Here is a 23870-nt window from a genome sequence, read left to right as displayed (position 1 = left end):
GGGGCGAGCCCCCACCCGCGCCCCCAGCCCCGATACCTCACCCCACCTTGAGCAGCAGCTCCGCGAGCGCGGCCGGGGCCGTGACCATGCAGTCGTGGCCCGCGGCCAGTTCCCGGACCTGGGCCGGGGTGCCGTTGGGCTGGACCGGGGGGACGGGGCGGCGGTGGAAGTTGTCCGGCCTGCCCACCGTGCAGTGGATGTGGGTGCGCGGGATCGTGTCGGCGGCCGGGTTGTCCAGGCGGACCGGCTGCTGGAGGCAGCGCACCGACTGGTCGGAGAGCATCGAGCGCACCCAGGCGATGTCCGCCGGGTCGGTGATCCCGAACAGGCCGCCGGGCGGCGGCAGCTCGGGCAGCGGCGGGATGCGCCAGCCGGTGCCGGCGGCCGCGGCCTGGTCGATCAGGAGCTGGGTCACGGGCATGACGTCGACCGCGCTCTCGCCGTCCACCGGGACCATCGCGTCGAGGTAGACCAGCCCGGCGATCCGGTCCGGAATCCGGTTGGCGGCGGCGGATACGACCAGGCCCGCGTAGCTGTGGCCGACGAGGATCACGTCCGTGAGGTCCTGCCCGGTGATCAGGTCGACGATGTCGTCGGTGTGCGTGTCGAGGCCGACCTCCGGGCCGAGCAGGTGGGCCTTGTCGCCGTGGCCGGTCAGCGACGGCGCGAGCACCCGGTGCCCGGCGGAGGCCAGCAGCGGGACCACCCGATCCCAGCACTGCCCGCTGTGCCAGGCCCCGTGCACCAGCAGATACGTCGACATGGTTGCGCTCCTCGCTGTAGGTCCGTGCTCCCCCGCGTTGCGCCGACCACGCTGCTCCCGGGCCTGCGCACCGGCCAGGGCCCCCGCGTCCCCGGGGGTTCGCGCCCCTGGGAGTGACAGGACCAGGCACGTGCGCGGCGTGCGGATTACCGTGGCTGGATGACCGACGAACCGAACCGGCTGGGCGAATTCGTCCGCGCCCGCCGTGAGCTGGTCACTCCGCAGCAGGCCGGCATCCCCGTCCTGGGGGTGCGGCGCGTGGCGGGCCTGCGCCGGGAAGAGGTGGCGATGCTCGCCGGCATCAGCGCCGACTACTACCTGCGGCTGGAGCAGGGCCGGGACCGCAACCCCTCCCCGCAGGTCCTCGAAGCCCTCGCGCGCGTGCTGCTGCTCGACGAGGACGCGACCGCGTATCTGCTGCGCCTGGGCGCCGACCGGCCCCGCCGGCGCCGGCGCCGCGGCCGTAAGGAAACCGTCCCGCCGGGCGTGGCCAAGCTCGTCGACACGCTCTCGCTGCCCGCGGTGGTCGAGGGCCGCTACTTCGACGTCCTGGCCGCCAACGCCCTGGCGACCGCGCTGTCGCCGCGCCTGGCAGTGGGGGGCAACCGCCTGCGCGACCTGTTCCTCGACCCCGCCGAGCAGGCCCTTCACCCGGACTGGGAGAAGGCCGGCGCGGGCATGGTCGCCGGCTTCCGCGAGTCCGTCGGCACCGACACGGACGACCCCCGCTTCATCGAGCTGGTCGGCGAGCTGTCCCTGGCCAGCCCCCGGTTCGCCCGGCTGTGGGCCCGGCACGACGTGGCGGTCTGCGAGGGCGCGGCCAAGTACATCGACCACCCCCAGGTCGGCCCACTCAGCCTGAACCGCGAACGGCTGGCCATCGGCGGCGCGCCGGGCCAGAAACTCGTCGTCTACCACCCCGACCCGGGCAGCGACAGCGCCGAAAGACTGGCCCTCCTGGCCTCCACCGCCCGGCCTCCTGTGCCAGGGTTGGCACGCGACACCGCCCGTGGCCGGCATGCCGGGCCGGCCACGGGCGGTGCGTAAGGCGCTCACGCGCTCAGGTACTCACTCGCTCAGGTACTCACGCGCTCACGTACTCCGACGCTCAGGTGGTCGGGCGCTGCGCCGGCTCAGCGGCCGACCGTCAGCGAGGCGCTCGCGGTGGCGGACGTCAGGTGCACGTCGCCGTCGTACGTCACCGTGTACGTCACGGTGCCGCGCGTCTGCTTGGACAGGGTGTCGCCGATCGAGAAGGACCCGTCCGCGGCCGTGGTGACGTCGGGCAGCGCGACGCCGCTCGGGTCGGCGGTGTCGGTACGGGTGACGTGCAGGGTCCGGCCGCCGACAGAGGCGGAGGGCCCGCCGAGGGTGCCGGAAAGGGTGACGGTCTGGCCGGGCTTGGCCGTGGCCGGGCCGGTCAGGCCGAGGGTCGAGGCGACCGCCTCGGGGCTCTGGATGATGTTCAGCGAGGGTGTGTCACCGAAGGCGTTCGCTGTGACCGCGAACAGTTCGCTGCCGTCCGGGGCGAAGGCGACCCCGTCGTTGGCGAGCCACCCCGAGAAGGTGTAGGTGTTCAGGGGCGTACTGCCGCCCGGGGCGAACACGAAGACCTCGTTGCCGCTCATGGTCACGCCGGCGGCGACGGAGCCGTCGCCGGAGACGGACACGGAGTTCGGGTAGGCGGTGGTGGGATACGTCCCGTCCGCCGAGAGGTCGGCAATCCGGTACACCTGGTGGTAGTACGGAGAGCCGCTGGCCATCACCACGTCCTTGCCGTCCGGGGTCACCTGGAAGGAGTCCAGGGTGCTGGCGTCGAACAGGTACGTCTGCGGGGCGAGCACGTCGGCGCTGCCCGACGAGACGTCGTAGGTCGCCAGTTGCACCGGGCTCTGCCCGGGCTCGCCGGCCACCAGGTCACCGCTCGGTGTGGCGGTCACCATGGGAGCGGAGTACCAGCTTTCCGGAGTGGCTCGCAGGGTGACGGCGGCCGGGCTGGTGCCGGGGTCGATCGAGCCGATCCCGCCCTGGGCGGCTCCGCCGTAGCCGAACCAGATCCTGCCGCTGGTCCAGGCGACATACGTCGGCTTGGTGCCCGCGCCCGTGGCGTAGCGGGTGGTCTCGGTGAGGGTGCCGGTGCTGATGGCGGAGACCGCGTCGCCGTTCGCGAGCGCCGCGTAGACGGTGCCGCCGTCCGCGGAGAGCGCGAGGCCGGTGGCGCCGGGCTCGTTGGCGATGGTCGCGACCGTCTGCCCGGAGAAGTCGGTGACCAGGATGCTGCTGTAGCCGGTCCCACTGCTGATGAACAGGTGGTGGTGAGCCGGGTCGACCAGCATGTGCGAGTAGTGCGCGATCGGCAGCGGAACCGTCCCGGTGGCCGCCTGGGCGCCGGCGGCGGGGCCGGCGACGCAGGCCGCGAACCCGGCCGCGACCGCCGCGGCGACGGCGGTCGGCGAAGGCTTGGTGCGCATGGAACTCCCGTCAACAAAAAAAGACTTGTGTGCACTCGAGTGAGTGCGGAGTCGAGAGAATCACGCGGCACTGACACTCACGCTCCGTGTACGACGCGGCCGCCGGGAAACGGCGAAGGTGCCGCCGGGGGCACGAAGCTCACCCCGGCGGCACCTTCATCGGAAAGGCACTTACCGATACAGCACTTACAGATACGGCACTTGCCGATTCAGCACTTGCCGTTCGCGCGCGGGACCGTCAGCGGCCCCGCAGGGCGGGATCAGGAGTTCCAGACCTGGAACTCGGAGAGCTGGCCGGCCGGCCAGCCGCTGTTGGCGGTCACGGTGACCCGGAGGTAGCGCTCGCTCGCCGCCGGGAAGGTGATGGTGACCGTGTTGTTGGCGGACGGGTCGAAGGTGTAGCTCGCCGACGACTTCAGCGTGGTGAAGGAGGAGCCGTCGGTGCTGCCCGACACGGACAGCGTCTCGTTGCGGGCGCCCCAGCCGGCCGGGAGCTGGAGGACGACGCGGGAGACGCTCTGGGCGGAGCCCAGGTCCACCTGCACCCACTGCGGGAAGGCGTTGTTGGCGCTCTCCCAGTAGGACGACTGGTTGCCGTCCGTCACGTTCGACGACGGGTAGACGTCGGTGTGGCTGGACTCGCTGGTGGCCTTGCCGGCGGCCAGGTTGGTGCTGGTGGTGCCGGCGCCGGTGCCGGACAGCGCGATGCTGGTCGGGCTGTTGGACGCGTTGCTGGTGATGGTGACCGCGCCGGTACGGGTGCCGGACGCGGTCGGCTTGAAGGTGACGGTCACCGCGCAGGACGCGCCGGCCGCGATCGAGGTGCCGCAGGTGTTGGTCTGCGCGAAGTCACCGCTCGCCGCGATCGAGGAGACCGAGGCCGTGGCCGTACCGGAGTTGGTGACGGTCACGGTCTGCGCCTGGCTGGTGGTGTTCAGCGCCTGGCTGGCGAAGGTCAGCGAGCCCGGGGAGACCGACAGGGTCGCCGAGGAGTTGCCGCTGCCGCCGCTGGGGAAGACCTCGAAGTCCGAGAGCTGACCGGCCGGCCACCCGCTGTTCGCGGTGATGTTCACCCGCACGTAGCGGGCGGTCGCCGCACCGAAGGTGATCGTCGCGGTGTTGTTGTTCGCGCTCGGGTCGAAGGTGTAGGTGGCCGACGGCACCAGGGTGCTGAAGGTCGAGCCGTCCGTGGAGCCCTGCACCGACAGGGTCTGGGTGCGGGCGCCCCACGCGGTGGACGGCGGCAGCTTCAGGACCACCTTGCCCACGCTGTAGCTCTGGCCGAGGTCGACCTGCGCCCACTGCGGGAAGGCGCCGTTGGCGCTCTCCCAGTACGTGGAGGCGTCCGTGTCGGTCAGGTTGGCCGGGCCGAAGGTGCCGTTGGTGGAGCTCGCCGAGGCCGACGCGCCGGCCGCAACGTTGGTGGAGCTGTCGATGCCGGTGCCGGACAGGCCCACGGTCAGCGGGCTGTTGTTGGCGTTGCTGGTCACCGTCAGGGTGCCGGTACGGGCGCCGCCGGCGGTGGGCTTGAAGGTGACGGTCACCGCGCATGACGCGCCGACCGCGAGGGTGGAGCAGTTGTTGGTCTGCGCGAAGTCACCGCTGACCGTGACGCCGGAGACGGTCGCCGCCGTCGTACCGGAGTTGGAGACGGTGACGGTCTGCGCGCCGGCCGTGGAGCCGACGATCGTGCCGCCGAAGGACAGGCCGCCGGGATTGGCGTTCAGCACCGGGCCGGGCGCGGTGCCGGTGCCGGTCAGGGACACGGTGTTGGTCACGCCGCCGGCGTTGATGGTGAGCGTGCCGGTACGGGTGCCGGTCGCGGTCGGCTTGAAGGTGACGTTGACCGCGCAGGAGCTGTTCGCCGCGATCGAGGTGCCGCAGTTGTTCGTCTGCGCGTAGTCACCGCTGGTCGCGATCGAGGAGACGGACTGCGCGGCGGTGGTCGGGTTGGTGACCGTCACGGTCCGCGCGGCGCTGGTGGTGCCGGTGGCCGCCGAGCCGAAGTCCAGCGCGGTCGGGCTCGCGCTCACACCGGTGTTGGGGTACGGCGGGTAGACCGGGGCGGGGAAGCCGCCGCAGTAGGCCGTGCCGGAGATCCCGGAGTTGCCGCCGCCGTCGGTGACCGCGAAGTTCCCGCCCTCGCAGCTGTAGACGGGGGACGGGCCGTTGACGCCGGTCGCGGTGACGTTGGTGAACTTCGCGGCGCCGCCGGTCTGCTCCTGGAGAGCGAAGGTGCCGGTACCGGCGATGGTGACGTTGTTGAGATTCACGCCGCTGACGGTGCCCTCGACCCACTGCACGGCCTCGTACGGGCTCTGCTCGATCAGCGCGTTGGTGACGTTGATCGGGCCGGTGATCGCGCCCTGGCTGCCGTCGAACCACAGCGAGCCCACGCCGAACTGCCAGTTCGGGTCCAGGCTGCCGTTACGGATCAGGGTGTTGTCGGAGATCGTGGTCAGGCCCACCGGGGTGGAGGTGAAGCGCTGCCCGACGTGGATGCCGCCGCCCTGGGTGATGCCGCTGTCCTGCACCAGGTTGCCGCTGACGGTGTTGTCGTGGCCGCCGTAGATCGCGATGCCGTTGGCCAGCATCTGCAGTTCCACGGTGTTGTTCGAGATCGTGTCGTTGGCGTCGGCGCCCTCGCTGGAGTCGGCCCAGGTCGCGATGCCGTCGTCACCGGTGTTGCGGATCTCGCTGTTGTTGACCTTGGAGTTGGTCACCCCGCCGTGGAAGTTGATGCCGTCCGCCGTGGTGTCGCGGATGCGCATCCCGCTGAACGTCAGCCCGTCGAAGGGGCCGTCCATCCAGGCGCCGACCTTCTCGTGGTCGATCCACAGGTTGGACACCGTCGAGCTGCTCATCGCGCCGCCGATGCCGTTGACCTGCGCGCTGTCGTTGCGCTCCTGCACGTTGCCGAAGATGGCGAAGTTCTGCAGGTGCACGTTGGTGCTGGGGGACGGCGCGGAGTTGCCGTAGAAGCCGGGGGCGGAGCCGGTGACCGTGGAGTACCACATGCCGGCGCCGGCCACGGTCACGTTGTTGACCGCGATGTGGCCGGGGATGTTGTACGTGCCCGGCGGGATCCACACGGTGCCGCCCGAGCCGGCCGCGGCGATCGCGGCGTTGAAGGCGGACGTGGAGTCGGCCGCGCCGCTGGCGTCGGCGCCCTTGCTGGTCACCGACACCGAGCCGGACGGCTGCGTCAGGGCCGCGCCCACCTGCTCGAAGTCGGCGAAGTCGATGGTGTACGAGGAGGCGGTGTCCCCGGCGTCCACCTGGAGGGTGAAGGTGGTGCCCGCCGGATACGTGGTGCTGAACAGCCGGTGCACCTCGTCGTAGAAGTGGTGCGGGTTGCTGCCCGGGGAGTTCGTGAACGGGTAGCTGCCGTAGTACCAGCTGTAGGCGTTGGTGAGCGTGAAGTCGCTCTGCTTGGCCCCGTTCACGTACAGCGACAGCGGCGCGGTGTAGACCGAGCCGCTGCTGGTGTCCGGGATGCTGTAGCGGAAGTCGATCGAGTTGGTCGCGACCGGTGTGGTGAAGGTGACGTACTTGCCGGTGCCCTGGAGGGTCACCGCCTTGCGGTACGACGCCTCGTCCGCGAGCTGGCCCTGGGTGTAACTCGGGCCGATCACGCTGCCGTTGGTGGCGGAGTTCTCCGCCTGCACCTCGACGTACGGCAGGCTCGCGCCGCTGCCGCCGGTCGCGGTGGAGGCAGCGGCCGCCGGTTGGGCCGCGAGCGCGAGGGCACCGGCGGACACCAGCAGGGCGCTGGTGCCGCCGATGGCCACGGCTCGTTTCAGCTTGTCCAGAGACGGAATCACATGTGCTCCTTTCGGCACGGGGCGTCGGCTCTGCGGTGCCGGCACCCCGCGGTCTTGGGGGGAAGGAGGAGCGATCAGGACGGCCGGCGGCGCACACCGGTGGTGGGGGGCTTGCCGGGAGCGGTGGTGGTGGGGGAGGTCACTGGCGGAAGGACCGTAACCTCTGCGACACGGCTGCGCAATATCCAGACGCATCTCTGTTGAAAACGAATGAGCTTGCGCAAGATCTCGGGGGAGATGATGAGGATTTCTGGCAAAAGGGGATCTGGTCCCCTGATCAGGGCGTGAAAGGCCCCGGGGGCGCGGGTCGGCGGACCCGTGCCCCCGGGGCGATGTGACCGGTCGTCAGGCTCCGGGCCTGGTCAGCAGCAGCTCAGCTGTTGATGCTGTCCCGCCAGGAGTGGCGCGGCTCGTAGCCGAGGACGCGGCGGGCCCGGTCGATGCTCAGCAGGGTCTCGTACGTCTCGATCTCGCGGGTCAGGCGCACCCCGGGGAAGACCTCGGCGAGCAGGTCGGCCGAGGGGCGGTTCATGATCGTGTCGGCGGCGGCGATCACATAGCTGGAGGCGCCGGTCACCTCGGCGGTCAGCGAGAGCCGGCACGCCTGGGCGACGTCGCGCGCGTCCACGTACCCCCACAGGTTCCACCGGCGCGAGGTCGGGTCCGGCCAGTAGCCGGGCACGTGGACGTAGTCCTCCGGCAGGTGGACGTTGGACAGCCGCAGCGCCACGAAGGGGATGCCCGACCAGGCCGAGATGTGCTCGGCGGCGGTCTCGCCCAGCACCTTGGACAGGGCGTAGGTGGAGGTCGGGAACGGGTAGTGGTCCTCGTCCACCGGTGCGTAGTTCGGCGGTACGTCGAAGGGCAGGCCGAGCGTGGTCTCGCTGGACGCCCACACCACCCGCTCCAGCTCGTTGTGCGCCGCGGCCAGGAAAACGGCCTGGTTCATCGCGGAGTTGACGGCCAGCGTGTGGGCCGGCGGGCGCAGGCCGGGGGCGGGGATGTTCGCCAGGTGCACCACGCTCGCGGCACCGGCGAGCACGTCCACGGCCTGGCCGTGATCGGTGAGGTCGGCCGCCAGCAGTTCGGCGGCCCCGGCCTCCCGCGCCCAGGCCCGTTCCGCCGGCCCGGCCGCGATGTCCACGGCCACCACCTCGTACCCGTGCTCCACCAGATCCGCGACCACGACCCGCCCGGTCTTCCCGGTGGCTCCGGTGACGACGACTGTGCTCATGCGTGGGCTCTCCCACTCTCTCTTCGTGGCGTGCCGGCCTGCCTGCCTGCGGGCCCATCCTCCCTCACGCCCACGCAGTACAGTCCGACGACCCGGTGTCCCGCCCGGCCCGGGGCGGCCGGGCACGGGCGGGACGGGCAGCAGGCCCGGTGCGAGCGGCGGTCAGGCCGTCTCGGCCGGGATCGCCGGGTTGACCAGCGGCGGATCGCCCAGGATGTGGATCCGGCGCAGGTGGCGGGGAGCCTTCGAGCGGAACGGCTCACGGGTGTGCAGCAGGGTGTAGTTGTCGGTGACGACGATGTCGTCGGGCTGCCAGGCGTGCGCGTAGGTGCTGCGCGGGTCGCGCAGCGCCTCCTCCAAAGAGGCCAGCAGCCGCCGCTCGTCCGCCGCGTCCACGCCGTCGATCGCGAGGGCGGAACGGTTCACCGTGCCCTCGGGCATGGGCTCGTTGAACCGTACGGTGGCGGTGCCGGTGCGCGGGTGCGGCACCACGACCGGGGAGACGGCGACGCCGCCGTAGTGCTCGGTCTTGTTGATCCGGTACGTGACGGTCGCCCGCTCCCACAGCTCCCGGACGGCCGGGTCGGCGGCCTCGAGCATGGCGGTGGTGTCGGCGAACAGCGTGCGGCCCCCGTCCTGCGTGTCGGGTGCCTCCAGGCAGTGGAACATCTGGAACTCCGGGATGTGCCCCACGTACATCCCGTCCCAGTGGAAGGGCAGGAAGCCGTTGCCGAACACGCTGTCCTGCGGGTCGTCGTGCTCGACCAGGTTCAGGATGGTGCCGAACGGCCACGCCATCAGGTCGCCCCAGCGGCCGGCGAACCCCTCGTAGTCCTCGGTGCCGGTGAACGTGGTGAAGCCGCGCAGGGTCATGATCCGGTGCTCGCGCACCAGGTCGCGCAGGTCGGCGACGGGCAGGTCGGTCACCCGGGTGCAGGCGGAGTGCGCGGTGACCAGGACGCCGAACGGGTGCAGGGCGGTGACGTCGTACGGGGCGTCCGGGGCGGGCGTGACCGGGTGCGTCGTATGCGTGGTGTCCGTCATGGTGCTCGGGCTCCCTTCGGGGCGGTCGGTGGGTACGGGCGCGGCCGGCAGCACGTAGTGGGAGGGCCGGCCGTCGCGCAGGACGAGCCGGGCCTGCTGCCGCTCGGCCTCGTGCCGCTTCATCAGATGGTGGCGGCCGTCGCGTTCCACGGCCACGCCGTGCCACGGGGTCAGCCAGCTGTCCGTGGTCTCCATGAGGTTGATGCCGAGCTTGCGCGAGCCGCAGGGCTGCGGGTGGATGGACAGGCGTACGGCGGCGGGGAAACGTTCCGCCAGAAGGTTGCCCCAGGCCTGGCTGCGCTGGATGACGCCGTACGCGCGCCTGCGGGCGTCGCGCTGGAGGGCGGCCTTGCTGCCGGTGTACCCGGGGCCCTGGCCGTCCTCGTAGAGGAACCGGGTGATGCCCCGGTACAGCTCCAGGGCCGGGCCGCCGGCGCGCACTTCGGCCCGCAGGACGTCGAGCGGTTCGGCGTACTTCTCCTCCAGCAGCCGCCGCATCGCGTCGTGGTCGGCGCCGTCGTAGAAGTCGTCGAGGTTGACCAGCGCGAGTTCGTCGTCGCCGATCCGCCCGATCAGGGTGCGCATCCCGGCCTGGTAGTCGGTGATCGCGGCGTCCGGGATCCGCACCATGTCGCTGAACACCCGGCCGTCGGAGCAGATGACCACCCGCGCGCCGGGCTCGTGCACCTCCTTGACGCGGCGGCACAGCGACACCAGGAAAGTGAGGGCGAGTTCCTCGGCGAGGTCGGGGACGACGCCCAGCACCTTGCGGGTGTTCGGGGACTTGCCGGGGAAGGCGGGCAGGACCAGCTCGATCGGCCGGCCGGCCGCCACGTACTCCAGCAGCCGGGGCAGGTGGGCGTCGCGGCAGTCCGCGCACGTCACCCCGTCACAGCTCACCAGGGCCGGCGAGGTGCGCCGGTGCTTCATCAGCAGCTCGAAAACGGATTGCGCGGTACGTAAATGCCTCGGGTCGGCGGTGGCTTCCACCGGCCCGGCGTACTCGGGCATGGCGGTGCTCCTTTCACTGGGCAGGCGACGGTGGTACTCCGTGCGAAAGCGCGAAAGGGCAGGGCGGAACGCTTCGGGGAAAGCGGAGGAGGTGAAGACGGTGGAGATGGCGGAGAAGGCCGAGAGGGTGCAGAAGGCGCGGAAGAACCGGGAAAGCAGAGAAAGCGGAGACCGCGCGCTGCGGGAACCCGTCCTCCCCCTGAGGAAACGAGTCACCGGCGCCGAGTGAAACCGCGCGGTTGCGGGTTCTATTCTGCGCACTCTTGAGCGCGGGTTACAGAGCTGAATCAGGACATAGACTTGTGCGAGCATCGTCTGATTGGTGTACGCGCCCCGGTTACGCGTAAATTCCGGCCGGCCCGCATCACCTGCGTCAATGCGGCCCGCGCCCGGCCCCCGTCCATCCGCCCGTCACCGCGCCGACCGCTCCGGCGGCCTTCCACCGGGTGGCCGATTCCCGCTCCGGGCCGCCGCGATCGCGCTTTTCCGGCCACGGCGGAATTTCGCCCCCCGTGAAGATCGGTAATTCCTCACTGGTAAGCGGTGAGATCTTCGAAGACTTTGTTCAGCGGCTGCTTGGTGGCGTCGAAAGTGCGGCCACCGGTGAGCGCGGCGATCCGGTCGAGCTGGGCCTTGCGGGCGTCGCCGAACAGGACGGTGAACACCGGCGGCGCACCCGGTGGCAGCCCGCGGTAGAACGAGGTGAACTGCGCCGGCCCCCAGCCGGTGTTGCTCTCGCCGTCGGTGAGCAGCACGACGGAGTCGAGCCAGCCCGTGCCGGCCGACGGGTCGCGGGCCACGGTGCGGTACGCGGAGGCGAGCGCGTCGTACATCGCCGTGCTGCCGCCCACGGGCAGGTGGCCGACGTAGTCGTTGATCCGCTCGAAGGTCTGCTGCGGTGCCTTGTCCGGGATGTCGTACGTTCGCGGCGGGCCGCTGCCGGAGCTGAACGGCACGAAGACGACGCGCTCCTGGGCGTCGAACCGGCTGAAGCCGTCGACCGGGTCCGGGTCGGCGCCGGTCAGTGCCTTCACCGCCTGCCGCAGCTCGGCCATGCGCGCGCCCTGCATCGAGCCGGAGGTGTCGAGCAGATAGACGGTCCGGCCGGGCCGGCGCATGCTGTCCGCGTACCGGGTGATCAGGGTGTCGACGGTGCTCAGGCGGCGCGGGAACGGCAGGTCGTAGGGCTGGTGCCCGGCCAGTTCGGGGGCCAGCCGCACACTGCTGACGATCGGCCGCCGGTGGGTGGTCCGCATGATCTCCTGCTGCACGCCGGGGCCGCGCAGATACTGGACCAGGCGGTGGAACGCGTCCCCCGCGGCCGGCGGCGCGCCCGCCAGCAGGGAGAAGGGGTAGTCCGCGCGGACCGTGCCGTCCGAGGGATACACCAGGGTGAGCGGGTCGGCGGCCGGGCCTTTGGCCGCGTTCCCGCTCCCGCTCCCGCTCCCGGCGGTGAGCCTGGTGTCGATGGACAGCAGCACGGACTCGTAGTCGATCAGGCCGTCCACCGACGCGGGACCCGGGTGCTGGGCGTCGGCGAGATACTGGTCGGCCAGCCAGCCGGAGGAGTCGCTCTTGACGCCCTGGGCGTGGAAGAGCCCGCTGAGGGCGCCTTGCGCGGACGGGATCTGCTCCGTCTGAAGCGCCGCGCCGTGACCGCCGACCGCGGTGGCCGCGGCGATCAGAGTGGCCAGGCCGGAAAAGGACTTGGCCGGGTCCGTCATGGCGAAGGTGAACTTCCCCTGCCCGGCCGCCGTCGCGATCTGGGCCCAGGACACCTGCTTGCCGGTCCAGCCCAGCCTGCGCACCACCGAACTGCGCAGCCCCAGGACCACCGGCGAGGACATGATGTCCAGCGTGCCGTCGAGCCTGCGCTGCACGTCCGGGTGGAGGTCGAGGTAGTCGTCGGACGCGAACCACACCGCGTCGTAATGCCCAGCGGTCTTGCCCTCCAGCAGGCTCTGCGCACCCGTCACGCTGCCGGTGGGCGTCAGGTCGACCTTCACCCCCGTGGCCTTCTCGGCGTCGTCGAAGACCGGCTTCATGTCGGCGAGTTCGCTGCTGCCGAGCACATGGAGCGTGTACGGTCCGCCGCTCGGCGCGGGCATCGGCGGGGCGCTCGTGCGGTGGTGGTCCGATCCGCCGGAGCCGCCGCACCCGGCGGCGAGCACGAGTAACAGCGCGGTCGCCGCGGCCCGGAGCGCCGCGGACCTGCGGCCGCGTAAAGGCCGGACCCCGGCGGATCCGCTACGGGGCACCGCAACCGGACGGCGGGGCCGGCGGCGTGGGGCTTGTCGCATCTTTGATGATCTCTTTCAGATCCTTCAGCCGCGGTGTGGGTACGGGGGCCAGGTCGGTGGCGACCGGGACGCCGTGGGCGTTCATGTAGTCGGCGAAGTCGTCGTGCAGCGCACCGAGCGGGCGGAATCCGTAGGTGTGTTCCATGATGCGCTGGAAGGTCTCGTCGTTCTTGAGGAAGCTGGTGAAGGCCCGCGCGTCGTCGTTGTCGCTCAGCGCGACCAGACTGTGGTCGGAGCCGACCTCCGGGTCGAGGTACATCATGACGGCGTCCTCGGGCAGCGTGCCGGCGAGTGCGGCCCCGACGAACTCCGACTCGTAGGACAGGACCAGCGGTTTCCCGGTGAGGCCCCCGGTCTCGTACGTCTCGAACAGCTGGTCCGTGGTGCTTTTCTGCTGCCCCTGGGCGTTCAGCACCGGGGCGAGGACTCCGGCGGCGCACGCGATCTGCCCCGGCGTGTTCGCCACCGCTCCCTTGTCGATGTCCGAGGCCGCCGAGCCCACGAACATGGCGCCCGAATTCGACAGTTCGGGATCGGTGGTCTCCAGCAGGACCTGATGCCCGCTCAAGCCCGCCGGAGTCTCCCACTTCTTCGCCTGCGCGCTGGCCCGCAAGTAGGCGCCCACATCGAAGTGCCAGAGCCCGTCGGTGGTCGACTGGGTGGCAATTCCCAGAGTTTGCAGCTGCGGCAGGAGCGGCTTCCAGGTCAGGGCCACCAATGGCGAGGTGAAGAGCTGCTCGTCCGAAAGCTGCTTGTGCACCCGGGCCTTGAGGGCATCCGTGGCCGTCGTACTCGACGGCAGGACCAGGCCGTACGTCGACAGGTCCGTCTGCTCGGCGATCGCGAAGGAACCGAAAGGCGAAACCGTCACCTTGTATCCGTGCGTCTTGAAGTCCTTCTGGGCCTGCGGGTCCTCGAACAGACCGCGGTCCTCGGAACCGACGGCTATCTTGATCGCCACTTGCGGGCGGTGCGGCCCGGGTGAAAGCCGGTCGTGCCACACGCCGATCGCCAGAAACACGTCCCACACGAGTACCAGGATCAGCAACCGCATGGCCCCCGATAATCCCGCGCGTGGTGCCGAATCGACCACACCCGGCCCCGTGTCCACCCCGTCAACCATGAACCGATTCTGACTGCGGGCACCCGGCCGCGCCGCCGGGTATACCGATTGAAAGGTGAACACTGGGTGTCGGAACGGGGCCGTCCAGTCGGCCGGATGATGGAGAGGTTGCCGTACGGTGTACAAAGGCTGTTCAAGCCGGTGCGGTGGCCCGATTCGGGCGACGATGGAGAAATGATGTTTTCGGCTACCGTCGTGAGCGAGCTGGCCACCGCCATTGGCGGCCTCGCCCCCGTGGCGGCCTGGATGTGGCGCGGCGAACGACCGACGATCTCGCCGGTGATCGCGCCGGCCCTCGCCTATTTCGGAATTCTCGGCCTGGTCTTCGCCACGCTCGCCGTGGTCCTGCGCTGGGTGGACGGCACCGGCTCGAGCAACGACCTCCCGCGTCTGCTGGCGGTCGCCCTCGGCCTGGGCACGGCGCTGCTCGGCTCCCTCCCCCTCACCGCGGGCGCCACCGACCCGGAGGAACGCGAACGCCGGCTGACCGCCCTGGTCGGCGTCCTGGCCGGCGTCTCGGCCTGCGCGGCCATGGCCTTCCTGGCCTGACCGCACGGCTCACGGTCCTTGAACCGGCGTCAGGCGAGGAGTGAGTCGAAGACGTCGAAGAAGCCGTCCAGCGGGGCGCGGTTGCGGGTCACCTTCGCGCGCAGGACCGCGCCTTCCCAGGCGTTGACCAGGAAGCGGCCCAGTTGGCCGGGGGTGAGGGGGGTGGTGAGCGTGCCCGCCTCACGGGCCTGGTCGAGGACTTCGGTGACGGCGGAGGTCCACAGATCCAGGCGGGAGTCGACCTCGCCGCGCATCATGTCGCTCTGGTTGGACAACTCGGTCCCGAAGTTCCCGAACATGCAGCCGCGCTCGTAGGAGAAGCGCTCCAGGTCCGCGGCGAGGTACTGGAAGTGGGCGCGCAGGCGTGGGACGGGAGCCAGGCCCTCGTCCTGGAGCATCTCCAGCTTGCGGGAGACCGCGTAGCGGTCCATGACCTCGGCGGCCAGGGCTTCCTTGTTCTCGAAGTGGTTGTAGACCGACCCCTTGGGGACGCCGGCGGTACGGGCGATGTCCTGGATCCCCGTGCCGTTGAACCCGCGCTGGTGGAAGCATTCCATGGCGGCATCGACCAACTGCTCGCGAACGCTGGGCCTGGGCATGTGGCGTACTCCTTCTCTCCGCCGCCCGAGTCTACCCGAGAATATGAACGGTCGTCTTGACGGTTGCCTCTTCTAAGATGGTCGGTCATATTGAAGAAGGAACCGCATCGTCACCCCCAGGAGCACGACATGGCTACGTACCGGGCCGTAGAGGTCACCGGCGCCCGCGACTTCCGTCTCGTCGACCGCGAGCCGGTCGATCCCGCCCCGAACCAGGTCAGGCTGCGCGTCGAATACTGTGGCATCTGTCACACCGACATCCTCGCCGCCGAGGGCGGCCTGCGCAGCAACCCCGAGCAGCCGCTCGTGCCCGGGCACGAGATCGTGGGCGTGATCGACGCCGTGGGTCCGGGCGTCGGGTCCTGGCAGGTCGGCGAGCGCGTCGGCGTCGGCTTCCTGGCCGGGCACTGCTGGGAATGCGACGAGTGCCGGCGCGGTGACTTCGTCAACTGCCGCAACCAGCAGCAGACCGGCACCACGATCGACGGCGGCTACGCCGAGGTCGCCTACGCGCGGGCCAGCGGCCTGGTGCGCATCCCCGACGACGTGCCGTCCGCCGAGGCGGCCCCGCTGCTGTGCGCCGGCCTGACCACGTTCACCGGGCTCCAGCAGACCGGCGCCCGGCCGGGCGCGCTGGTCGCGGTGCAGGGCATCGGCGGACTCGGGCACCTCGCCCTGCAGTACGCGGCCAGCCTCGGCTACCGGGTGGTGGCCATCGCCCGGGGCCGGGAGAAGGAGCCGCTGGCCCGCCGGCTCGGCGCCCAGCACTACATCGACAGCAGCGAGCAGGACGTCGCCGACGCCCTCCGGAGCCTCGGCGGCGCGGCCGCCGTCGTCGCGACCGCGGCCAGCGGATCCGCCATGAGCCCCCTGGTGGCCGGCCTCGCCCCGCGCGGCAAGCTCGTCGTCCTCGGCGCCGCGGCCGACCCGATCCAGCTGAACACCGCCGACCTGCTCTTCGGCACGCGCACCGTCCAGGGCCACCTCACCGGCACCCCGATCGACAACGAGGACAACCTGTCCTTCAGCGCCACCCACGGGATCAGGCCCCGCATCGAGGTGTTCCCGCTGTCCGAGGCCCCGAAGGCGTACGAGCACATGCTCTTCGGCCGGGCCCGCTTCCGTGCCGTCCTGGACACCCGCGCCTGATCGCGCGGCACGGAGTCACAGCGATGATGAAGGCTGTTGTGTACGCGAGGACCGGCGCGGCTTCCGAAGTGCTGCGGGTCGTGGAGCGTGACGTTCCGGCGCCGGGCCCCGGCGAGGTGCGGGTCGAGGTCGCCGTTTCGGGACTGAACCCGATCGATTTCAAGCTGCGTCAGGGCAGCGGGCCGTCGGCGCCGGTCCCGGAGATCGTGCCGCACCAGGACGGCGCGGGGACGGTGGACGCGCTCGGCAGCGCAGTGGAAGGGCTGCGGGTGGGGCAGCGGGTCTGGCTGCGGGAAGCGGCGTTCCGGCGGCTCACCGGCACCGCCCAGGAGTACACCGTCGTCCCCGCGCATCTGGCGACGCCGCTGCCGGACGGCGTCTCCTTCGAGGCCGGCGCCTCGATCGGCATCCCGGCGATGACCGCCCACCGCGCGCTGACCGTTCATGAGGACGCGCCGGCCCGGCTGCGCCGCGGAAGCCTGGCCGGGGCCGTCGTCCTGGTCGCCGGGGGCGCCGGGGCGGTCGGGCACGCGAGCATCCAGCTGGCCCGCTGGGCCGGCGCGGAAGTGATCGCCACGGCGAGTTCGTCGGCGAAGGGCGACTTGGCGCTCGCCTCCGGGGCGCATCACGTCGTCCGCCACCGGGCACCGGGCTCCGACCCGGCCGCGCGGATCCGGGAGTTGGCCCCCGACGGGGTCGACGTGATCGTCGAGGTGGCGCCGTCTCCGAATGCCCGGCTCAACGCCGCGGTCGCCCGCAGACACGGATGCGTCGCCGTGTACGCCGACACAGGTGGCGGCGAACTGACCCTGCCCGTCGGCCCGCACATGTTCGGCAATCTGCGCTACCAGTTCCTGATCACCTTCGAGATGCGGGACGCGGCCAAGGCGAACGCGCTCGCGGCGGTCACCGACGCGCTGGGCTCCGGCGCCCTGCCCGTGGGCGAGGAGGCGGGCCTGCCGCTGATCCGTTACGCCCTCGAGGACACGGCACACGCGCACGAGGCCCTGGAGGGCGGAGTGACCGGGAAGGTGCTGATCCTGCCGTGACGCCGCGGTGCCGGCCGCTGCCGGACTGATTCCGTAGTCGCGGCTCCCGGCGTATGAGACCGGCATCCCTGCGTGTCCGTCGCAGGGATGCCGGTCTCAGTCGGCGGCGGATTGCCGCATCGCGGTCGCCGCGGCGCCGAGCAGTTGGAGCGCTGCCGGAGCGTACTGGCGGTGATGGCGACGGCTTCGGCGCCGGCGGGCCGGGCGTACTGCCCCTCGATGGGCGTGGACGGCATTCCGCCGCTCGGAGGAAGAAATCAAGGCATGTTTCAGACTCTTGACGGCCATTTTAGGGACTCGTAGCGTGAGCGTCCGCAGGGGCACGTTGCCCCGGCCTGCACACACCGGCCGTCCCCGGTAGCGACGCCATCCCCCCACAGGCGAGTGAGTCTGCAGAAGGAGGAATCGTGTACGCACCCTGTGGCCGGCCGGCCCCGGCGGTCCCCGACCGGATCCCGGTCCGCCGCACAGCCCCCGACGGCCACCTACGGGGTTCCCGACACGACCTCGGTTCCTCGGCTTCCGATGCCGTACCGGTGTGCTCCGTGACCCCCTAGCCGCAGCGGCCGGCCGTCCCAGGTCCGGGCCGCTGTGCGGCACATGCCGTCCCCGCCCGTGATGAAGCCCTGCCGCCTCCGCCTTCACCCCTTGACGTCCCCAGCCCCCGACGTCGTGCCGAACGTGCGTCCCCCGCGTATGCCCGGCACGTCCCCGCGACGGTGCACCCGGCCGTCCCGGCCCACAGCAAAGGAGCTTTCCATGGGCATCAGACCTGTGCTGCCTTCCCTGCCGCGCCAGGCCCGATGGCGACGGCGGCCCCGCCCGTCACCGCGGTCCTCGGCCCCGGCAGTGCGGGCTGTCGCGGGGACGGCCGTCCTGCTGCTCTCGACGGTGTCGGCCGGGGCCCTCCAGCCGCTGTCGGCCGCGGCCGCCGAGCAGCCCGACGCAGGCTGGGTGCTGAGCACGACCGATCCGTCCAGCAACTACTCCCCGGCCTTCCTGGGCAACGGGTACCTCTCCACCCGCGTGCCCGCCGAGGGCGCGGGCTTCTCCACCTCGCCACTGCTGACCGAGTCCCAGCTCGCGGGCTTCTACGGGCAGGGGCCGGGGATCTCGGTGCAGCGGGTGAACATCCCTGCCTGGTCGACCCTCGGGGTCTCCGACGGCAGCGCGGTCTACGGGAACGTCGGATCGGCGGGGTGCGAATTCGGCGTCGTGTGCGAGGCGGAGAGCGGGACGCTGACCGGCGGCGCGTTCATCGCCACCAACCACACCAACTACGGGGGCACGGGATTCGTCGCCGGCTACGGCCCCGGCGGCAAGCCGGCGCCCGGCGCCGCCGCCACCGTGACCGTCCCCGGCGTTCCGGCCGGCACCGCGCGGCTCACCGTCCGGTACGCCGCGGGCGGCGCCACGGCGCAGACGCTGAGCGCGCAGGTGAACGGGGGCGCGCCGGTGCGGCTCCAACTGCCCGCGACCAGTTCCTGGGACACCTGGGCGACGGCGACCCTCGACGTCCCGGTCACCGCCGGCGCGAACACCGCGACCGTCACCTGCGCCTCCGGTGACACCTGCCTGGCCAACGTGGACCAGATATCGCTGTCCCCGGCGGGCACGGCGCCGGCCGCCAAGGCGCCGACCGGCACGACCTCGGACTACCGGCAGTCGCTGGACCTGCTTCACGGCACCATCACCACGTCCTTGACCTGGACGTCGCCCGCCGGCCACACGACACGGCTGACCTACCGCGTGCTCGTCGACCAGGCCAACGCCCATCTCGGCGTCACCCAGGTCGAGATCACCCCGGTGAACTGGAGCGGCCCGCTGTCGGTGATCGACGAGTTCGACGGGCGCGGCGACACGCTGCCGGCCAACCACCGGCTGTCCAAGGCCGTCGACCTCACCCAGGTCTCGGACGGGCAGGTCGACGGGACGTCGGCGACGATGAGCGAGAGCCTGACCACGCAGCAGATCGGCATGCGGGCCGGGCTCGCGTCGGTGCTGCGCGCCGACGGCGACGACGACAGCGCCGGCGTGGCGACCGCACCGTACACCGATGTGCCCACCGACTCGCTCGCCCAGCAGGCCGGCTTCGACGTCCGTGCCGGAAAGACGTACCGGGCGACGAAGTTCGTCGGCGTCGCGTCCTCGAACGACACCGCGCAGGGCTCGGCGCCCCTCGTCCAGAACGGGCCGGCCGACCCGCGGACCGCGGCCCTGGACTACGCCACGCAGGCCGCGGCACAGGGCTGGCGGTCGGTCCAGGTCGAGCACGAGCACGCGTGGGCACACCTGTGGCAGTCCGACATCACCGTCCCCGGCGACCCGGACCTGACGCAGAAGCTGCGCGCCAGCACCTTCTACCTGCTCTCCTCGGTCCGTGACGGCGTCACCTGGGGCCCCTCGCCGGGCGGGATGTCCTCCGCCGACTACAACGGCCACGTCTTCTGGGACGCGGACACCTGGATGAACCCCGCGCTCCTGGCCGGGCACCCCGACCTGGCCCGCAACCTCCTGGACTACCGCTACACCCTGCTCGGCGCGGCCCAGGCGAACGCCCAGTCGCACGGCTACCAGGGCGCGCAGTACCCCTGGGAGAGCGCGGACACCGGCAAGGACGTGGGCATCCACCCGCACGAGATCCACATCGACTCCGACGTGGCCCTCGCGCAGTGGCAGTACTACCGGGCGACCGGTGACGTGGACTGGCTGCGCACCAAGGGCTGGCCGGTGATCAAGTCGATCGCCGACTTCTGGGCCAGCAGGGTCACGCCCAACGCCCAGGGCGGCTACGACCTCAAGGGCGTGCAGTCCCCGGACGAGAACCACGACAACGAGAACAACAGCGCGTACACCAACGCGGGCGCGATCGACAGCCTGAACATCGCCACCCAGGCCGCGCAGCTCGTCGGCGAGCAGCCCGATCCGCTGTGGGCGCAGGTCGCCGGCGGGCTGACCGTGGCCGTCGACCCGGCCACCGGCGTGCACCCGGAGTTCGACGGCTACCGCGGCGACACCATCAACCAGGCCGACACCGTCATGCTGCAGTACCCGCTGAACTACCCGATGACCCCGCAGCAGGCGCAGGCCGACCTCGACTACTACACGCCCCGCACCGACATCAACGGCCCCTCCATGACGGACTCGATCAACCTGATCGACAGCGCCGCCCTCGGGACCCCCGGCTGCGTCACCGAGACCTTCCTCGAGCGCAGCCTCGATCCGTACACGTACGCGCCCTTCGACCAGTTCGCCGAGACCCGCTCGGGCGGGGCGTTCACCTTCACCACCGGGATCGGCGGGGTGCTCCAGGCCTTCGACTACGGCTTCACCGGCCTCCGGTACGACGGCGACGCGGTGGCCCTCGACCCGATGCTGCCGCCGCAGCTCCCGGGCATCGACCTCACCGGCCTGCAGTGGCACGGCAACACCTTCGACGTCTCGATCCGCCCCGACGGCACGCAGGTGACGCTGCGCAGCGGCCACACCCTGGTCGTGTCCGCCGCCGGCCGGCAGACCAGCCTCCACGGACACGAGAGCGTCACCCTGCCGACTCGGCGTCCCGACCTGACGCCGACGCAGGACATGGCACGCTGCAAGGACGTCAGCGCCTCCAGTGCCGACCCGAGCTTCCCCGCGGTCGCCGCCGTCGACGGCAGCTCGAGCACCCGCTGGAAGGCCACGGCCCCCGGAGCCGCCCTCACCGTCGACCTGGGCAAGGCCACGACCGTCGGACGGACGGTGGTCCAGTCCTACGGGGCGACGACCGCCTACCGCATCGACGTCTCCACCGACGGCACGACCTGGACACCGTTCGGAACACCGGTCGCGGCCACGGCGACGTCCAGCACGACCGTGACCGCCCCGCCGGTTTCGGCGCGCTGGATCAGGTACACCGCCGCGGGCTCGGCGACCCCGGCAGTGGTGGCCCTCGAGGCCTACGCCGGCTAGCACGCGCGTACGGCGGCGGTCTCGTACGGAGGCTCTCTCGCGGAGGCGGTGGCGGGCGACGGCTTGGGCCGGCGCCCGCCACCGCTGTCCCGGGCGGCGTCAGCGGAACAGCGAGGAGCCGAGCGGGTGCCGCTCGTCGAAACCCGGGAGGATCAGGAAGGTCGCGCTGGCAGTGGTGGTGGTGAAGCCCAGCAGCGCGTCGGAAGTGTCCATGCGGGTGAGGGTGTTGGTGAAGGTCCGCAACTCGTTCTGGAAGCTGATGAAGAGCAGGCCGGGGGCGGGGTCGTCGATGCTGTAGGAGCGGCGGAGCATGAGGCCGGCGCCCACCGCGTTGGCGTTGGCTCGGCGGACGTGGGCGTCGGCCGGGACGAGGTAGCGCCCGTCGGGGGTCTTGGCGCCGAGGTCCGGGTCCGAGGCGACGGTGCCGCCGGACAGCGGGACGCCGCCGGCGCGCCTGCGCCCGAAGACCGCCTCCTGCTCGGCGACGGACAGGGCGGCGAACCGCGGCAGGTCGAGTTCCATCCGCCGCAGGACGGCGATGGTGCCGCCCGCGACGGGGGCCGGCCCGGCCAGCCACAGGTGCCGTTCCTGCGCGGCGGCCGTGTGCGGGCCCACGATGCCGTCGATGAAGCCGAGCAGGTTGCGCGGCGCGGTGAGGCCGTTTTCGGGGTCCACGGGGATGTTCGCGCCGCGGTGCGCGGACTGGCGCCAGCGTACGTGGAGGCGGTCGCCGGCCTGGTCCAGGAGCGCGGTGGCGGCGACGGGCGGTAAGAGGGCGTCGTCGGCGCAGATCTGTATCAGCAGGTCACCGCCGCGTGACTGCGGGGCGATCCGCTCGCGGGAGAACTGAGGCAGGTCGGTCGCGCCGGGCAGCGACGGACCGGCCCTCCGTACCAGCCGGGGGCCCACCCCGATCGTCACGGTGAGATCGCCCGGCGGCAGGCCCAGCAGCCGGGCGTCGGTTCCCGCGGCGAGCGCGCGGACGGCCTGGCCGAGTTCGGCCAGCAGCGGGCCGACGGCCACGGTGTCGGCGACGTCGGCCACCACGGCCAGCAGGTTGCGCTGGGCCGGCTGCGGGAGGGTGACGCCCGCCTGGTATCTGCCCGTCGGCGACACCGAAGCGACGGACGCGGGGACCGACGAAGAGGCCGGTGCGGCATCGGACCGGCTCGGCCGATCCGCGTGCGACTCGCACCCGGCGGTGAGACCGATGGCCACCATGGCGCCGGTGGCATCAAGGAATCTGCGGCGTGACGGATGGTGATCGGCTCCATGCATGGCGTGAAGGGTGTCATATCCGCCGTCCGGCAGGCGAGTCCGGGGGTCCGATCAGCGGCGCCCCCGAGCATCCGCCGGGAGCATCCCGCCTCCCTTGCGCCGGATCAGCGCCACTCGGCCCCCACGGGTCGCCAACTTGTGCCGAATGGACCGGAGTTCGCCGTCCTGCCAGACTGGGATCATGCCTCGATTAGCTCTTCGCGTGATGGCCGCTGTCCTGGGCACGCTGACTCTGGTGACCGGCTGCAGCAGCGGCGGCGACGGCGGATCGGGCAAGGGCAAGCGACCGGCCGGTGCGCATGTGACGATCCGCGTGCCCGCCGATGCCCCGACGATCTCGGCCGCGGTGTCCCTGGCCCGGCCCGGTGACCTGGTGCTGGTCTCCCCGGGCGTCTACCACGAGTCGGTGCGGATCGGCACGCCCCGCATCACCCTTCGCGGCGCGTCCCGGGCCGGGGTCGTCATCGACGGGCGGCTGCAGCAGCCCAACGGTGTCGTCGTCGCCGCGCCCGGGGTGGCCGTGGAGAACCTGACCGTGGAGAACAACACGCAGAACGGGGTGCTGGTCACCGGTTCGGCGCGGGCGGTCGCCGGGCTGCCGGGGCGAAGCGGCGGCTACGACACCGGCGACGAGCCGGTCACCTTCCTGAAGTCGTTCCTGGTCTCGTACGTGACCGCGACCCGCAACGGGCTGTACGGCATCTACGCGTTCTCCGCGCAGAACGGCGTCATCGAGCACTCGTACACCTCGGGCGGCGCCGACTCCGGGATCTACGTCGGGCAGTGCAAGCCGTGCCGCGTCGTGGTGCGGGACAACGTCGCCGAACTCAACGCGGTCGGCTACGAGGGCACCAACGCCAGCGGCGACATGTACGTGGTCGGCAACCGGCTGGTCGGCAACCGGGTCGGCCTGACCACCGACTCCGACCACCTGGAGAAGCTGCTGCCGCAGCGGGGTGCCGTCGTCGCCGGCAACCTGATCGCGGACAACCAGCAGGCGCGTACTCCCGAACAGGCCGACGGCGGCTGGGGCATCGGCGTCGGTGTCGACGGCGGCAGCGGCAACCAGTTCGTCCGCAACCGGATCGCCGGCAACGCCGACGCGGGGTTCGTGATCACCGCGACCGCCGACCTGCCGCCGGACGGCAACGAGATCACGGACAACGCCTTCGCCGCCAACGGCGTCGACGTGGGCTGGACGTTCCCCACCGCGACCAAGGGGCACGGCAACTGCCTGCACGGCAACACGCTGCGTACGACCGCGCCCGCCCGGCTCGCCGCGACCGCGTCCTGCCCGGTGCCGGCCACCTCGCTCACTCCTTCGGGTACGTGGGCGAGGCCGACGGCGCCCGCCGGCATCCCGTTCACCGACGTGGCCGCGCCCGGCCCGCAGTCGCAGTTCCCGAACGCCACCACCGCCGGCGCCACCGCGGTGCCGGCCGTCCCGGCGCTGCCGGACCTGGCGAGCATTCCGCTGCCGGCGCCTTCGCTGCTCGCCGCCGGCGCGCGGGTGCCGACGTCGTGA

15 protein-coding genes are annotated in these 23870 nt (G+C 71.6%); 6 read left to right on the top strand and 9 right to left on the bottom strand.

Going from position 1 to position 23870, the window contains the following annotated elements; translation table 11 throughout:
- Positions 1 to 37: 37 nt before the first annotated feature.
- Positions 38 to 763 carry an alpha/beta fold hydrolase gene (locus ITX44_RS31115; RefSeq protein WP_205361427.1) on the bottom strand — a complete coding sequence of 242 codons (726 nt, stop codon included), beginning with the start codon at positions 761 to 763 and terminating at the stop codon, positions 38 to 40.
- A 159-nt stretch (positions 764 to 922) separates the two neighbouring features.
- Here ITX44_RS31115 and ITX44_RS31110 point away from each other — a divergent pair, with 159 nt between their 5' ends.
- Positions 923 to 1810, top strand: a complete 888-nt coding sequence (locus tag ITX44_RS31110; RefSeq protein WP_205361426.1) for a helix-turn-helix domain-containing protein — start codon at positions 923 to 925, stop codon at positions 1808 to 1810.
- Between the two features lie 86 nt (positions 1811 to 1896).
- Here the strand turns inward: ITX44_RS31110 and ITX44_RS31105 are convergent, their stop codons facing one another.
- The 6 genes from ITX44_RS31105 to ITX44_RS31080 all read right to left on the bottom strand — a co-directional run bounded on the left by ITX44_RS31105 (position 1897) and on the right by ITX44_RS31080 (position 13701).
- A complete protein-coding gene (locus tag ITX44_RS31105; protein WP_205361425.1) occupies positions 1897 to 3234 on the bottom strand; it encodes a YncE family protein in 1338 nt (445 codons plus the stop codon).
- Positions 3235 to 3494: 260 nt separating this feature from the next.
- The gene (locus tag ITX44_RS31100; RefSeq protein ID WP_205361424.1) at positions 3495 to 7058 is read right to left on the bottom strand and encodes a choice-of-anchor D domain-containing protein; all 3564 of its coding nucleotides are present in this window, start codon (positions 7056 to 7058) and stop codon (positions 3495 to 3497) included.
- A gap of 373 nt (positions 7059 to 7431) precedes the next feature.
- A complete protein-coding gene (locus ITX44_RS31095; protein WP_205361422.1) occupies positions 7432 to 8292 on the bottom strand; it encodes an NAD-dependent epimerase/dehydratase family protein in 861 nt (286 codons plus the stop codon).
- 162 nt (positions 8293 to 8454) lie between these two features.
- A complete protein-coding gene (locus ITX44_RS31090) occupies positions 8455 to 10347 on the bottom strand; it encodes an L-tyrosine/L-tryptophan isonitrile synthase family protein (RefSeq protein WP_205361420.1) in 1893 nt (630 codons plus the stop codon).
- Between the two features lie 530 nt (positions 10348 to 10877).
- Positions 10878 to 12455: a vWA domain-containing protein gene (locus tag ITX44_RS31085; protein WP_205361411.1), complete on the bottom strand. Its 1578-nt coding sequence runs from the start codon at positions 12453 to 12455 to the stop codon at positions 10878 to 10880.
- Positions 12456 to 12594: 139 nt separating this feature from the next.
- Complete coding sequence (locus ITX44_RS31080) at positions 12595 to 13701, bottom strand: hypothetical protein (protein ID WP_205361409.1); 1107 nt, start codon at positions 13699 to 13701, stop codon at positions 12595 to 12597.
- 243 nt (positions 13702 to 13944) lie between these two features.
- On the opposite strand from ITX44_RS31080, the gene ITX44_RS31075 reads away from it, so the two are divergent.
- Complete coding sequence (locus ITX44_RS31075; protein ID WP_205361407.1) at positions 13945 to 14319, top strand: hypothetical protein; 375 nt, start codon at positions 13945 to 13947, stop codon at positions 14317 to 14319.
- A 29-nt stretch (positions 14320 to 14348) separates the two neighbouring features.
- Here the strand turns inward: ITX44_RS31075 and ITX44_RS31070 are convergent, their stop codons facing one another.
- Positions 14349 to 14918, bottom strand: coding sequence for a TetR/AcrR family transcriptional regulator (locus ITX44_RS31070; protein WP_205361404.1), 570 nt, complete (start codon positions 14916 to 14918; stop codon positions 14349 to 14351).
- Between the two features lie 129 nt (positions 14919 to 15047).
- On the opposite strand from ITX44_RS31070, the gene ITX44_RS31065 reads away from it, so the two are divergent.
- From ITX44_RS31065 to ITX44_RS31055, 3 genes are all read left to right on the top strand, one after another.
- Positions 15048 to 16067 carry an alcohol dehydrogenase gene (locus ITX44_RS31065; protein ID WP_205361395.1) on the top strand — a complete coding sequence of 340 codons (1020 nt, stop codon included), beginning with the start codon at positions 15048 to 15050 and terminating at the stop codon, positions 16065 to 16067.
- Between the two features lie 23 nt (positions 16068 to 16090).
- On the top strand, positions 16091 to 17116 hold the full coding sequence (locus ITX44_RS31060) for an NADPH:quinone reductase (RefSeq protein ID WP_236062035.1): 1026 nt from the start codon (positions 16091 to 16093) through the stop codon (positions 17114 to 17116).
- A 759-nt stretch (positions 17117 to 17875) separates the two neighbouring features.
- On the top strand, positions 17876 to 21067 hold the full coding sequence (locus ITX44_RS31055; protein WP_205361387.1) for a discoidin domain-containing protein: 3192 nt from the start codon (positions 17876 to 17878) through the stop codon (positions 21065 to 21067).
- Between the two features lie 99 nt (positions 21068 to 21166).
- On the opposite strand, the gene ITX44_RS31050 is transcribed toward ITX44_RS31055, so the two are convergent.
- Positions 21167 to 22345, bottom strand: a complete 1179-nt coding sequence (locus tag ITX44_RS31050; RefSeq protein ID WP_205361385.1) for a Dyp-type peroxidase — start codon at positions 22343 to 22345, stop codon at positions 21167 to 21169.
- A 181-nt stretch (positions 22346 to 22526) separates the two neighbouring features.
- Here ITX44_RS31050 and ITX44_RS31045 point away from each other — a divergent pair, with 181 nt between their 5' ends.
- Positions 22527 to 23870: a right-handed parallel beta-helix repeat-containing protein gene (locus ITX44_RS31045; protein ID WP_205361383.1), complete on the top strand. Its 1344-nt coding sequence runs from the start codon at positions 22527 to 22529 to the stop codon at positions 23868 to 23870.

The organism is Actinacidiphila acididurans, from assembly GCF_016918855.1.
GTDB classification, from domain to species: domain Bacteria; phylum Actinomycetota; class Actinomycetes; order Streptomycetales; family Streptomycetaceae; genus Actinacidiphila; species Actinacidiphila acididurans.
The sequence above is the reverse complement of the archived record's forward strand: the minus strand, read 5'-3'. Positions and strand labels throughout refer to the sequence as shown.